Source organism: Microcystis sp. M090S1, assembly GCF_020246295.1.
Lineage (GTDB): Bacteria > Cyanobacteriota > Cyanobacteriia > Cyanobacteriales > Microcystaceae > Microcystis > Microcystis aeruginosa.
The window spans coordinates 24,029-38,427 of sequence record NZ_JADBTF010000433.1 but is presented as its reverse complement, the minus strand read 5'-3'; the positions used below and the strand labels follow the sequence as shown (position 1 = coordinate 38,427).

General features: G+C 40.4%; 9 protein-coding genes. 3 read left to right on the top strand and 6 right to left on the bottom strand.

The annotated features are described in order from the left end of the window. The coding region (locus IM477_RS19110) for a transposase family protein (protein WP_287733082.1) at positions 1–252 on the bottom strand (252 nt) is incomplete at its 3' end. A 431-nt stretch (positions 253–683) separates the two neighbouring features. Between IM477_RS19110 and IM477_RS19105 the strand changes: the two genes are divergently transcribed. Next, positions 684–1,433 carry an SIMPL domain-containing protein gene (locus IM477_RS19105; RefSeq protein ID WP_002796620.1) on the top strand — a complete coding sequence of 250 codons (750 nt, stop codon included), beginning with the start codon at positions 684–686 and terminating at the stop codon, positions 1,431–1,433. Between the two features lie 219 nt (positions 1,434–1,652). Continuing rightward, positions 1,653–2,117 (top strand): helix-turn-helix domain-containing protein, encoded by a 465-nt coding sequence (locus tag IM477_RS19100; protein WP_287733081.1) that lies wholly within the window; start codon positions 1,653–1,655, stop codon positions 2,115–2,117. A 456-nt stretch (positions 2,118–2,573) separates the two neighbouring features. Here IM477_RS19100 and IM477_RS19095 read toward each other — a convergent pair whose 3' ends face one another. From IM477_RS19095 to IM477_RS19075, 5 genes are all read right to left on the bottom strand, one after another. Further along, entirely contained in the window at positions 2,574–4,235 is a 1,662-nt protein-coding gene (locus IM477_RS19095; RefSeq protein ID WP_287733080.1) for a GUN4 domain-containing protein, read from the bottom strand. A gap of 111 nt (positions 4,236–4,346) precedes the next feature. Next, a complete protein-coding gene (locus IM477_RS19090) occupies positions 4,347–4,814 on the bottom strand; it encodes a hypothetical protein (protein ID WP_287733079.1) in 468 nt (155 codons plus the stop codon). 51 nt (positions 4,815–4,865) lie between these two features. Further along, on the bottom strand, positions 4,866–6,878 hold the full coding sequence (locus IM477_RS19085) for a phospholipase effector Tle1 domain-containing protein (RefSeq protein WP_287733078.1): 2,013 nt from the start codon (positions 6,876–6,878) through the stop codon (positions 4,866–4,868). Between the two features lie 310 nt (positions 6,879–7,188). Continuing rightward, complete coding sequence (locus IM477_RS19080) at positions 7,189–8,358, bottom strand: DUF6014 family protein (protein ID WP_287733077.1); 1,170 nt, start codon at positions 8,356–8,358, stop codon at positions 7,189–7,191. 61 nt (positions 8,359–8,419) lie between these two features. After that, positions 8,420–10,489: an ABC transporter ATP-binding protein/permease gene (locus IM477_RS19075; RefSeq protein WP_287733076.1), complete on the bottom strand. Its 2,070-nt coding sequence runs from the start codon at positions 10,487–10,489 to the stop codon at positions 8,420–8,422. Positions 10,490–11,066: 577 nt separating this feature from the next. Here IM477_RS19075 and IM477_RS19070 point away from each other — a divergent pair. Further along, entirely contained in the window at positions 11,067–14,393 is a 3,327-nt protein-coding gene (locus tag IM477_RS19070) for a non-ribosomal peptide synthetase (RefSeq protein WP_287733075.1), read from the top strand. The last annotated feature ends 6 nt before the right edge of the window (positions 14,394–14,399 follow it).

The window sequence follows — 14,399 nt, the reverse complement described above, 5'->3', positions numbered from 1 at the left end:
TAGCTCTCTATAACTTAAGTATCCTAGCATTGTTCCCAGTATTATTACTACTAATACTATCCATAAAGTGTGTCTTTTTCCTTTATCTTTCCGAAAGTCCTTGACTTGTTTCAGTTTTTCTATTAAGCTCAACATATATTTAAAAGGTTGCTGGTCACTTCTCATTTTACAAAGACAGTGATCGCTTTTACTTTTGATATTCTGATGGGAGAATGAAACAGCCCTAGGGGCAAGGGGGTAGGGCTGATTCATTCTCCGAATCTAATTCTTTTTTGGGCTACCTTTAATCGCATGAGGTAAGCAAAGTACGACGTTTTAAAAAATTTTCAGATATTTATTCCGAGAAATCGACTAAAAACGTTGTCAGATAAGGATTTGAGAGAATGACATTTGAGAGAATGAATCAACCCTAGGCAAGGGGGGGGGGAGAGATTCCCTCTAGTGAATGTTGGATACGTCCTGTCAGATTAAGGAAACTCAGTGAACCAAGAATCCCGAAGCGCTTAGTGCGACGGGAGTGTCAATCAGTCACCATTGTGCTAAAGCTCCAGTAAGGGCTGAATAATCTTTGCTGTCAAAGCGCATCAACCTGACGCCAGAAAAATTTATTTTTGTAAATAATAATTTCAACTCGCTCGCTACTAGCATAGGATAGAAACGTCGAATTTTCAGGAGGAGTGACGATGAAAGACAGTTCTATATTCCGACGTTTCCCGCAGCTATTCGCGGGTTTGTCGGTGCTATCGATCGCTCTCGTCTTGAGTTCCTGGATAGCGGCGCGCTCCCTCTTAGCGGTGAAACGGGCCAGCGATGTTTTTGTCGTGACTGGTTCGGCAAAAAGGGCGATTACATCCGATTATATTCTCTGGCGTTTATCGGTTTCCAGTCAACAACCCACCGCCCGCGAAGCCTACCGCGATCTGATCCGGCAAACCGAGCGGATACGAGCTTATCTCAAAGAAAAACAAGTTCCCGACGACGCAATCACCACCAACGCGATCGAGACGATGGCGATTCCCGAAGTAACAGCTAACGGCCAGGAAACCGGGCAAATTCTTGCCTATCGCCTCAGCCAACGCTTCGAGATCCGAGCGGGGGATGTGGCCCGTTACACGGAACTTTCTAGGCAGGTAACGGAATTGATCGAGGAGGGAATTAGCCTCGTCTCTGAACCCCCCCAATACCTTTACACCCAACTCGATAAGCTGCGGGTGGAAATGGTGGCGGCAGCGACCAAGGATGCGAGAGCCAGAGCCGAAGCGATCGCCAGTAGTACCGGCAGTCGGGTGGGAAGGGTGCGCGATGCGAAAACGGGAGTTTTTCAGATCACCTCGCGCAATTCCACTGACGTGAGCGATTCGGGAATTTACGACACCTCCTCGATCGACAAAGATATTACCGCGGTCGTTTCGGTGACGTTCGGGATCGAGTGAATTACAAGACAATCCTTAGTGCTGTCCAGACAGGGGAGCCTCTGTGCTAGAGCTAGACTTGACGATGAGAGCGATATGAACTAAGCTAATCGGCTTCGCTGAGATTAGCGTTTCCAAAACTAATCTCGCAGATTTTGCGCTTTTGACGCTTCCTTTGGCAGACTTACCGTTTGAGCCTAAATCCTGTTATAATAGGGTAAATAAAAACAATGAGATAAAATGCCCAAGAAAGCTTACTTAGCCGAACATCTAAGTTCAGAGGAACTGAAAGATAGATACAGAAGAAGTCAAGACTCAGTAGAAACAAGAAGATGGCACTTATTGTGGAAAATATCGTTAGGATGGACAATCAAAAATGCTGCAGTAGCTGTAGGATTAGATTATCAATATAGTTTTAGAATTCTCAAAAGATATAATGAATTAGGGGAAGAAGGAGTTAAAAATCTCAAGAAAAAAAGTGGGGAACATCGGAGAGGAAAAGAACCTTTATTGAAGGAAGAACAATTGCAAAAATTAAAAGAAGAACTGAAAAAACGTCCTGCCGATGGAGGAATCTGGACAGGTCCGAAGGTGGCTAGATGGATAGAAAAGGAAACGGGACGAGAAAAAGTTTGGAATCAAAGGGGATGGGATTACTTAAAAAAAGTGCAGATATTCTTGTCAAAAACCGAGGCCAAAACATAAAAAGGGAGACCCAGTTAAACCAGAAAAATTTAAGCAGAATTTACCAGTAAAAGTCCAATAATTAAGAGATAAATTTCCCAATTATCAGATAGAAGTCAAAAACTTTAAGTTGCCGAGGGAATCATGCTCGATTTTCTACTTTGCTTATTCGCCAGAATTACAGCCAGCCGAGAGATTGTGGTCTCTAGTAGATGAACCCCTGGTTAATGAGCATTTTGAAACGATTGAAGCAATGGAAGAAACAATGACTAATGAAATTAAAAACTTGACTAACTATCATTGGCTAACTTAGGATTGATTGTTATCTGCTTTTTAAAACAGGATTTAGGATGATAAGCTGTACTGCATTTAAACTGCGTATGTATTGGGAATTTTAGTATAAATGCTCAAACTGCCTCTCCCTGATCCCTGTTAATTAACGAGTAATTTAGATAGTCAACAGCTTAGATAATCGCTTTAAAAGTCAGACAGAGGAATAATTCCACAGGCTTGAATTTTGCTTAAAACGAGGTGAAGTTGCCACAATAACCAATTGCCAACTCTCCAGAAAGCCAGGGAGTTTTGATTGTCAGAAGCTTCCGCAGATGGGTAACAAAGATTTTCTTCAAAAATCAACCAATGAACGGGTAAATGACCGAGGGGAGAATTCGGCTCTAATTCAAAGTTTAGTTGCTCATAATTGAGCCATTGACCTTCCTTCCGCCAACCTAGGCGATCGCCAAGTTTCTTTTGGGTTTCATAATCCACTAAACCACCGAGACTAGAGAAAATGGCTTGCTGAATACTAAAACCGAAATGACCATTACTATAATGAAGCCAAAGTTGATCAATTTTTTTCAAATCCGAACAAGGTAATTGAGCAATATCTTGAGGATAAACCTCATTCCAGTAGGTCTTACGCAAGATTTTCAATAGTAGCTTGGTTGTTTGGCGATCGGCCGCTTGCCACTGTTGCTTTCTTAGCAAATCTTGTAATTGATTATAATCAATATCAGCCGATTCTTGAGTTAAGATATTTGGGGAAGTCTGGGGATTTTTAGAAGTAGAAGATTTGTGAATATTGTTTTGAGTGAATTGAGAGACAACTATTGCTAGGGGAGTTTTGGGGATAGTGTCTTTTTGACAAGCCTCTTGTTCTGCTAAATGATGAGATAATTTATTGATGGTTTTTTCTAGGGAAATAAATTGTTCTGACCATTCACTTTCATTGAATAAGTAATCATTAAATTGATCAGAGGAAAAAGCCTCTTTTAACCTTGCTTCTTTCTCGTAACCAGTCGCCAGAAAATTTAGCAAAAACTCAGAATTTATTGCTGAATCTGACGTTTCTAAGAGAGCAGGCTGAGGTGGAAAAATATTATCTACCAAATACTTAATTTCTCCAACTGTTGCATAAAATTCTTCATCCACCTTAATCACTTCTTCTATTAATAATTGAAAAGGAGCAAAATAGTCCTGTAAGTAGTTTTCAAAATTAATCGCATTTTGGGCAAGATCAGCAATTTCTTGGCGAACTCGTTGAGATTTGAGTTGATAATGATTTAATTCCTCATAAATTTTGAGTTCTTGAATAATTGCTTGCACAATTTTTTTCTGCTTTTGAGTATCCTCGGCTAATTTCTGAACTCCTTCCCCTAGTAATTTAGTTTTTCTCAACATCAAAAAAGATGTTTTTCCCAGTAGCAAAATTGACCGAAAATTTTCCTGTTTTTCTAGCTTGAGTTGATTGAGAATATTTTGATTATTATTATTTTTAATTTCTAACTTTATTCTCTCGTAGTCTAAGATTTTCAATTCTTGATATTTTTGGGAAAATAAAATTTTGAGATTGTCACTGAGTTGGAGTAAAAAACGATAATATCCGTCTTGATAGATTTCTAGTCCATTAATTAATAAATTATAGTCTTTAATTAATAACTGAGTCTCGATCAAGATTTCTTGTTGAGTAATTTTTTCTTTTCGTTTAATAATCTTACCAAAATAGTAATGGTAGCGAACTCCTTCTTGAATTAATTTCCGACGTTCCTTGATGATTTTCTGAAAATTTTTTAAGTATCTATTTTTAAAAACAGGAAGTTGATAGCTTTGCTCATAAATGGCAATTTTTTTATAGGTCATCAGATGTTGAGAGTTCCTATTTAGCATAGCTATCTTAGACCAAAAAATTCCTCAATACTTAGCAATAATCATCCGCTGCCCCCATCTCTTGCAAGAGGGAGCAATACCTAATTAAACATTTTCAACTTCGACAACAACCGGTTCATTTTCAATAACTGGTTCATTTTCAATAACTGGTTCATTTTCAATAACTGGTTCATTTTCAATAACAACTGTTTGAGGACTTTCAGGCGTTGGCTCAGTTACCGTTTCTTGCTGCTTTACTGTCTGTTCTTGATGGTCAGTCAAGTATTTTTTGGTTTTTAATTTCAGGTCATCAGTCAGAGGTAAAGCATCAATTTCAGCCAAAAGTGTTTCCAGGGATTCTTTTTTACTTCGCTCAGTGTAAAAAGCATTCAGAACCGCTTCAATTCCGTACTGAGCAATCGCATCTCCTAGGACAGTAACCAACCCCATCGCTCCAATACCCAGAAAAACTACAAAGGGTTGTCCGAGGGTCACAATTAGCACGATGACAGCAATAATAGCCGAAGCTAAATAAGTACCTGCCACTTTTTTGATAATGTTATCGAGTTCCATAAAAATCACCTCAAATTTCTAGCGAAGGATTAGTTTAATTCTAAAGCAAGGTTAATCTGTCTGTTGATCGCCATCAAGTAAAGCTTGAAGAAAAGGTTCAAGACTTTTGGGACGATAATCGGAAAAAGCCTTTAATCGTTTTACCACACTGTGATGAACAGTGACAACTTTTGTATTGAAATATCGCCATTGCTCACCTCCCAAGGCCGACAATCCTTTAACAGTATTATCGAACTTGATGGTCGGGTCTAGTTTAATTTGGAATTCCTCAGATTCAGAGGTGGTTGAGTCAAACTCTAATCCCAATTTTTTGGCTTGATTAATCATCCATTGTAACGGGTAATCGGAAAGTCCTTGATATTCTTTTTTGCCACCACCTAGACAGGTATGTTCACCCACAAATAAAACTTCTTTGACAACTTGTTCGGGATTTTCTGGATTGGCTTTGATCGGAGTGGAAGGGAAGTTTTTACGTTTTTCATCAATGGCAACAGCATGAAAAGCATTCTGGATAATCGGACTTAATTTTGTATTACTAAATTCATATTTTTTATGATAAAACTTAGCCAGGGGAAACCAAGGAGTTAAATCAGGAATACCAAAATTGCCAACTGTATCCCAACAACCTAACATCTTGACTGGAATACGATCTTGAAAATCTTCCTTTTCTGTCTCAATTTTTTTAGCATTAGCGGCACGGAATTGTTGAGCTTTGGCACTATCGGAACTAACGGTGTGGTCTCGATAGAGTTGATAAGCCAGGGGAATTTCTTTAATCTTAGAGCGTTTTAGGATTCCACATTTATCGATAAAACTAGCCAAACAACGAACGATATATGCGCCTCGACTAAAACCTAACAAATAAATTTCATCCTCGGTTGTGGGATTGTAGTTAAGGACAAGAAAACGATAGGCATCTTGAATCATTCGATCAAGGCCCCAGCCAAAAGTTTCATTCCCTAAACTTTTAATAAATTCGTTATCTTCGGGGGTGCCAGAACCTGACAAAAAGACGATTTGGGGGGTTTGATCCTCGGCAATATACTTAATAGATTCGGCGAATTTAACCACATTGGTGGGGTAAGCACTGGTAGAGTCTTCCCAAGAACCATCACAACAAATAATTAACCGTTTTTTCTGGTTTGAATAAGTGAGGATATCCGGTTGAGAAATTGCTGTTTCACTAATCTCCTCAATTTCATTGCTGGCAAGAGCAGCTTCTGCGGCAATTATAATTGATTCTGAATTATCTTCCCGGGAAGGTTCTTGATTTTCGGATGGAGCATCCTGTTCAACCACTTCTTCTTCTTCAAGGGAGTTAAAAATTTCGTTGACCATTGTTATCCTTTTCGCACTCCTTCTAGCTTTACTGCTAGTCTGAGTTTTTGATTTAGGGATCGAGGTCGGTTTGGAGGGAAGACTATCTAGTTGCCAGGTTGTCCCATAAAGAATACCATGATTGCTATAACTTGTTTGATCCTCGGCACTGCCATTGAGTGATAAATAAGTAACTAAGCCAAGATCATCAACTAAGGGAGATTGATACATCGCTTTTTGGATTTCTTCTTGGCTACGCGCTTGATTCCAAACAGAAAGTTCTGCAAGACAACCTTGCCAATAATGAGAGAGATTAACAGAGGCTCCCAAGATGATTTTTTCAATCCCCGTTAAGGCACGGTTATGACCGTTGCCACGATGCCAAATGATACCATTGCGATAGATCAACATTCGGCCTGTGGTCGCATTTTTGACAAAGGCCCAATGAGTCCAATCACTATAATCCTTAAGCTTGACTTTTTTTTCAATTCGATCGAAACCTTCTTCATTTCCCGCATCCCAAAAAATCGCAGGTTTCATGGGATCGCCCCAAGGCAGGGTAATATGTAGAACCCGGTTATTTTCCCGATTAACAGCTTCTAAGAGAGTCGTTTCTGTAGCTAAATTATTTTCCCCTTTTGCCCAAAATGTAATGGTAATACTCTGATCGATGTCAAGAAATCCGTGGGATAGAACCATGTGATCATCGATGCCATTAAATTTTAGTACAGAGCGTTGTTCAGCCATTGGTTTTGTCATCGACCGGGGGAGAAAGAGGTAATAAGGGGTTCAGGGATTCTGACTAATAAGAGATTGATTTATCTGTCGTGATTTCCCAGAATGCTACCGCCTAGCTTAACACATTTTAGTTATCTAGCGATATATATATAAATAAATGTGTAGGAGTCAACGACTAATATTCCCGGGCCGGCACTTGCTGTGGTGAGAAACTCAGAGGAGTTGACCCCAATCCCTATCGCCATCAATAGGCTTTGGAGGGATGCACATGGCTGACTGACATCCCTCCCCGAGCCGGTTAACAGCAAACCCTAGGTACTTATTGTAACTCTAACCAAATTCCTCGGCAGCGCTCTACAATTAGTCCCTGAAAAATTAATTGGGTTGCGGGATGAATCTCCACTTTATACAGAGCAAAAAGACCTGTTGGACTATTTAGATTCAACTCCCTTCGCGTTAGAGATAAGGCTTTTGTTCGGTGCATTTCCACCGCTTTTAGTAAGCCTGGATAACTGACATTACGCAGAGACAATTGACCATTTTTTGTGAGATAAATGGCATCATTTTGCAAGAGATATTCCAAACTGATCAAACTAGCGTGGACATCCACATCTTTTTCTAAACCCCCTAAACGGTGAGCATCTAAACCAAAGCGAATGCAGAAATTAACAGCGACTAATTTTCCCGCTTCTTCGGCAGGTAAAGCACAGTCGGCAAATTCAAAGCCTAAACTATCTGAGCGCCACTCCTCGACTCCGGCATAGGTATAGTTTTGAAACAGTTTATTTTTGAGTTTTAAGTCAAATCCTAACCCACTAGCATGACCCGCTTCATGGAATTGGGTATCGAGATGACGATAGCGTTCACCATTAATTTGATCCTCCAGGGGTCCTAATAGCAAATCGGCTGTTTCTGGCTCAAAAATTTTTCGGATACATTCGTAGCTAGAACCGGAAAAGCGTCGTTTTTGCTCACTGGCATTATTTAAAGCTGGCCCCTGAACACTATTGGGAAAAGTCCACCTATGGGGAACGATAAAAGCCTCCCCTTTTTCACCTTTAACCATGCCACAACTAGCAATTTCAGTAAAGGATAAATTTCTAGGAATCGGTTGTCCTAGACTACCGAATTTTTCACGAGTCAAGCTTTCTAGTTGTTCAATAGAAGGTTGACTATTTTGGTGAATTTTTCCGTAAATTGCACTCAAAGTGAGTTGTCGTTCTCCCTGACGATTGATGCGATAGGGAGCAATCATCAGAAAATAACCATTTTTACCGATAAAATTCAGATTAATGAAATCTTCTGATAAAATGCTCCAGTCGTTGGTTTCCAAAGCTGCTGCTGTTTTCCAGAGCCACTGAGCCGGAATTTCACAGCTATCTGCTTCCTGTTGACGCAGTTTTTTCGCCGCGATTGCAATTTTATTTTGCTCGATATCTTGGACGATTTCTTGGAACAACTGTTGTTGATTAACCAGGGTTTGATTCATTTTTTGGGTAGCTAAGTTGGTGTAATGGTTTAACGTTGTTTTTTGACCCGTCTCTCATCGGCTAAACTCTTAGCCATTTTAAGATTTTAGGGTCTTTGTCATAGCGATAGGTCAGTCCATCTTTCCCCGTAATTGATTTTCCCTGACTGGCTTTGCTTCTAATGCTACTGAGGGAATAGTCGCTTAATTCCTTCATTTGTGCATGGGAAAGTCCTTCTAGGGGTTCTGTTAAGATTGTTGTCGTTGGCGATTCGGGGGGGGGTTCCTTGGCAGAATTGATTTTAGGATTGACCTCGGTTTCCTGATTCGGTAAATCTTCGAGCCTAGCTTGAGAATTATCGACAGAAATATTAATAATTTCTTTTGCTTTTTGTCGGCGATATTCCTCCACTGTAAGCAGTTGCCAATGGGAATTACTAGAGAGTTCTAAAACCCATTGATGATAGTTAAAGAGACTTTCCCGATGTCCGACACTAATAAAAGTTGTGTGAGTTTTCTGCAATTGCCGATATAAATTTTCCTCATTGTTTAAGTCCAAAGCACTTGTGGCTTCATCTAGGATAGTAAAACTGGGACGGGTAATTAATACCCTAGCAAAAGCCAAACGTTGTTGTTCTCCCAAGGACAAAATGTTTTCCCAAGGCTCTTCTGTATCAAAGCTATTGACTCGATTTAGTAAATTTTGGAGATTGACTTCTTGCAAAACTTCCCTCAATCTTATCTCATTGGTTTCTTGATTGCGATTGGGATAGAGTAACTGTTCTCGCAAGGTTCCTAATATTATATAGGGACGTTGGGGCAGAAACAATACTTCTTCTAGGGGGGGACGCACTAATCGGCCGGTTCCAGCATTCCATAAACCGGCAATTGCGCGTAGCAAGGAACTTTTACCCCGACCGCTCGGACCGACAATTAATAAACCTTGTCCTGGCTGAACAGAAAGGGAGAGGTTTTCGACAATTACCTGTTCATAATCGGGGGTTTGCAAGGTGACATCTTCAAAGGAAAATTGGGTTTCTTCGATGGTTTTAATCGTGCTTAAATTTTCCGGTTGTTTAATGACTTCTTCTAAGGCTTCGGAAAATTCTGATAAACGTTCAACATAACTGCTAAATTGTGCCGAAGTGCCAAATTCACTAATTAACTCCGCCAGCGCCGTAGCAAACAAATTAGCCGCTAAACAGGCTTGCCCGACCTGTCCGAAACTAATGCCCTCACTATTGATATACAAAGGACCCAAAATGACAAAAGTAAATACTTGAATTGCCGCCTGATAGCCCCGACTAAAAATTTCTGTGCCTCTCTCCCAATCAATTTTACGTTTAGCACTGTCTAAGAGTTTATTAAATCGCCGCTGAATAATATTTAATTCCTGATTTTCTCCCTCAAAGAAAGCGATTGACTCCGCATGATTACGAATATGAGTTAGAGCATAATTGTAGTTAGCCTTAAGTTCTAATTCTTCTTGAGTAATTTTATTTAAGGCTTGGTTAAAATAGATAGCAATGACGTTACCGAGAATTGTCCAAACGACTAAAATAATGGCGACAGAGGAAGAAATTGACCAGAGAATCACTAAAAAAGTGATCATATCTAGGACATTTTCTAGGGAAACTGCAAAAAAACTGAGAGCTTTACTGGTAATCGGCTCAATTTCCTGGGATAAACGCTGATCTGGGTTGTCGATATCGGATTTAAAATTAATTCTGTAATAGGCGCGATTATGCAAATATTTGTTGAGAATCCAGTCATTGAGCCAAGCATACCAATCCAGGGCGATTCTTTTCCTGAGAAATTTAAGCAAGCCAACTAAAAGGGTGACAAAGAGCAGTCCAACCGCGAAAACTACCAAAGTTTTGACAAATTTATCAAAATCACTTTTTTCAAGGATGACATCAACTAAGTAATTACTAACAAAGCTATTGAAGGCATTTAAGCCTACAACCGCTAGGATTACCCCGATTAGTAGGAGGAGCATTGCCCAAGCTTGAATCACATCGGAAAAAGTCCTTCCCCCCGATTCAGTAGGATACCAATAGGGAGCAGCGATCAGCTTGACACTGTGCCAAAATTTGCTGACATCGGAGATAATATTAGTCGTCGATCGATCTTGAGGGACTTTGGCGGACATATAGCATTTATATTTGAGTTGTGGACATTTTGCTGGAATGATTTTAGATTTTGGCTGGATTGGCGGAGTAGAAGGCAATTGGCGAAAATATAAAGCTCCCCGACAATTTTAAGGTTATTGTGTTTGAGTTGTGGTGACATACTACCGTCGCTTTATCTGTCAGCATAGAGCGATGGCTTTCTCAGCCCCCCTGCTACTGCTTTTTTAACCCTCGTTATCTTACTACAAGTAACCATTGTTTTGATAGCTAAAGCTAGTGAGCGCTTCTCAGACTACCACATATTACCGAATTTTGTTGACCATGACAAATTTTCTTTTCTATGATAGGATTTCAGGATACAGGGTTCAAAGTAATGAGGTGCGCCGATTTTCTTCCCCGTTTCCTGTTCCCTCAAAGCGATAACAGACCTCGCGACATCATGGTGAAAAATGTTCGATATATGTTACATTTTGTCCTCGGCTTCCTTGCGCCCCTACAGTGGGGCAAATTCGGTTTCTGTAGGGGCATAAAGCATACGCCTTAACCTAGATAACCTTTTTTTATCATCACAAATGCGGGAGAGTCATGAGGAGAAATATGAAAACAATTTACCCACTTTCACCGGGACAAGAAGCAATGTGGTTAATCTGCCAAATTGCTCCGGAGAGCGTTGCTTATAATATATTTATTACTGCAAAAATTCATGCTTATTTAGAGATTGCTGTTGTCAATCGTGTCTGGCAAAAAATTATTGAAAAGCACCCAATTCTGAGAACCACCTATACCAGTTATGAAGGCAAACCGGTACAGCAGGTTAACCAGCAAGAGAATTTTAAGGTTGAGGTAATAGATGCCAGCGACTGGAGCGAAGACCAATTAGTAGAAAAAATCTATGCTATTGCTGACCGCCCTTTTAACTTAGAAAAAGATTCAGTTTTGCGGGTGAATTTATTTACTTGTTCACCAGAAGACCATATTCTCTTGCTCACAATGCACCACATCGCTGGTGATATGTGGTCTTTTGATTTACTGCTGGGTGAATTTCAAGCTTTATATCCCGGGGAAGTGGAGCAAGTTAGTCAACAGCAGACAGAAACAGCCCCAGATTCTTGGAATGAAAATAAAACCTATGCAAATTTTCTCCAATGGCAAGCAGCAATGCTATCTGGTTCCAGGGGAGAAAAACAGTGGCAATATTGGCAAAAACAATTAGCTGGCGAATTGCCAATTTTGCATCTGCTTCCCGACAAACCCCGCCCCCCAGTAAAGACCTATCAAGGAGCCTCATACATTGTCAAGCTAGATGAACAGTTAACCGAAAAACTCAGGTATCTAGCTTTAACCTCTAACACCAGCCTTTATCGGATTCTGCTCACAGCATTTTACGTGCAACTTTACCGCTACACTAATCAAACAGATATTCTTATAGGCAGCCCAATGAGAGGTCGGACGGCTAAAGAATTTAAAGAGATTGTTGGCTACTTTTCCAACCTGACCGTTTTAAGAGTTTCTGTTCAGGAGAATGCTACATTTACAGAACTTCTGGCTCAAGTTGGCAAAATAGTTAGACAAGCACAAAAGCATCAAGATTACCCATTTTCTCTGTTAGCAGATAAACTCCAGCCACAAAGAGATACCAGCCGTTCGCCTTTATGTCAAGTGAGTTTTGCTTGGCAAGCACAAACTTGGTGTGAAGCAAAAAATAATTCCTTGCATTGGCAAAAATCAGTGTTACCAATGGAGCCATACTTGTTAGGACAACGAGGCGGACACTTGGATTTAAGTTTAATGGTAAGGGAAGCGAAAGGGGTGATTGAGCCGTGTTGGCAATATAACACCGACTTATTTGATGCCGCTACCATTGAGCGTATGGCCAAGCATTTTGTCAGACTGCTCAACTCTATTGTGCTGAACCCACAGCAGCCAATTTCCCAATTATTAATGCTCACAGAAGTTGAGCAGCAGCAGTTACTTTTTGAGTGGAATAATACTCAGGCTGACTATCCATTAGATAAGTGTATTCATCAATTATTTGAGGAACAGGTGGAAGGAACTCCTGATAATATAGCGGTCGTGTTTGAAGACCAGCAGTTAAATTATCGGGAGTTGAATGCCAGAGCGAACCAGTTAGCTCATTACCTGCAAAATTTGGGGGTGGGACCAGATGTGTTGGTGGGAATTTGTGTCGAGCGTTCCCTAGAAATGATGGTAGGACTGCTAGGTATTTTGAAAGCAGGTGGAGGTTATTTACCTTTAGAGCCAGCTTATCCCCAAGAACGTCTAGATTTTATGCTAGGAGAAAGTCAGGCACAGGTTCTATTAACCCAATCCTCACTAGCTGCGAGATTCACTCACCATGATATACCTGTCGTTTATTTAGACTCTGACTGGCAGAAAATAGCTGAATTTGAAGAAGAGAACCCAAAAAATACAACAACTGCCAAAAACTTAATTTACACAATTTTTACTTCTGGTTCAACTGGTAAAGCTAAAGGTGTCGCCATAGAACACAGGCAATTACTCAACTATCTCAATGGCATTCAGGAAAGATGCTTGTCGAAACCGGGGGGACAGTTTGCTTTAGTCTCCACATTTGCGGCTGATTTAGGAAATACAGTGATTTTTCCTAGTTTAATTAATGGTGGATGTCTGCACATATTATCAGAGGCTAGAACAACTGATTCAAATGCCTTTTTAGAATATTGCCAACAACATCCCTTTGATTATCTGAAAATCGTTCCTTCTCACTTGGCGGCTTTATTATCTGCTGCTCAACCGGAAACAAGATTACCCTGGCAAAAATTAATTTTAGGGGGTGAAACTACCACTTGGAATTTAGCAGAGAAAGTGCTAATTCATGCCCCCCAGTGCCAAATATTCAACCATTACGGCCCGACAGAAGCCACTGTTGGTGTGCTGACCTTTGCTGTGGACTCTCAATCAATATCGCCATCTCAGAGAGATTCCTCTACACAAAATGTTCCTCTTGGTCGTCCCTTAGCGAACACACAAATTTATCTCCTGGACCAAAATCTTCAACCAGTCCCAATTGGTGTACAAGGAGAACTGTATATTGCCGGTGCATCTTTAGCACGAGGTTATCTAAATCGTCCAGAGTTAACCAATGAAAAATTTATCTCTCATCCCTTCCATCAGACAACAGAAAGCAGATTATATAAAACAGGAGATTTAGCTCGTTATTTACCGGATGGCAATATCGAATACTTAGGACGTATTGATAACCAGGTTAAAATTAGAGGATTCCGCATTGAATTAGGAGAAATTGAAGCGGTTCTGAGTCAGCATAATTATGTAGGAACAACTTGTGTCATCGCTCGTGAAGATAGTCCAGGAATAAAACGCCTAGTTGCTTACATCGTGCCGCCCAAAAATGTCACCCCAAGCACAAATGAACTGCGGCAATTTCTCAAAGCTAGGCTCCCAGATTACATGATTCCTACTGCTTTTGTTACCTTAGAAACCTTACCTTTAACCCCCAATGGCAAATTACACCATCGTGCTTTACCTGAACCCAACTTGCGTGGGGAGATAGAATTGAATTTTGTTGCTCCTCGTAACCTAGAAGAAGAAATATTAGCCACAATCTGGTCACAAGTTTTGCGAGTAGAGCCAGTAGGTATCTATGATAACTTCTTTGAACTGGGGGGCGATTCCATCCTGACTATTCAAATCATTACTAGAGCGAGAAAAGCAGGATTAGAGTTAACCCCCAAACAATTATTTACCCATCAAAATATCGCCGAATTAGCCACAGTAGCAACAAGAGTCACCGAGTCACAAATAGAAGCAGAAATAGTGAATCCTCCGCCGTCTGAAGCGGATACTGGAGATTACACCGCCCAAGATTTCCCCTTATTAGAAATCGACCAAATAGAACTAGAACAAATATTAGCTCAACTGTAACGATGA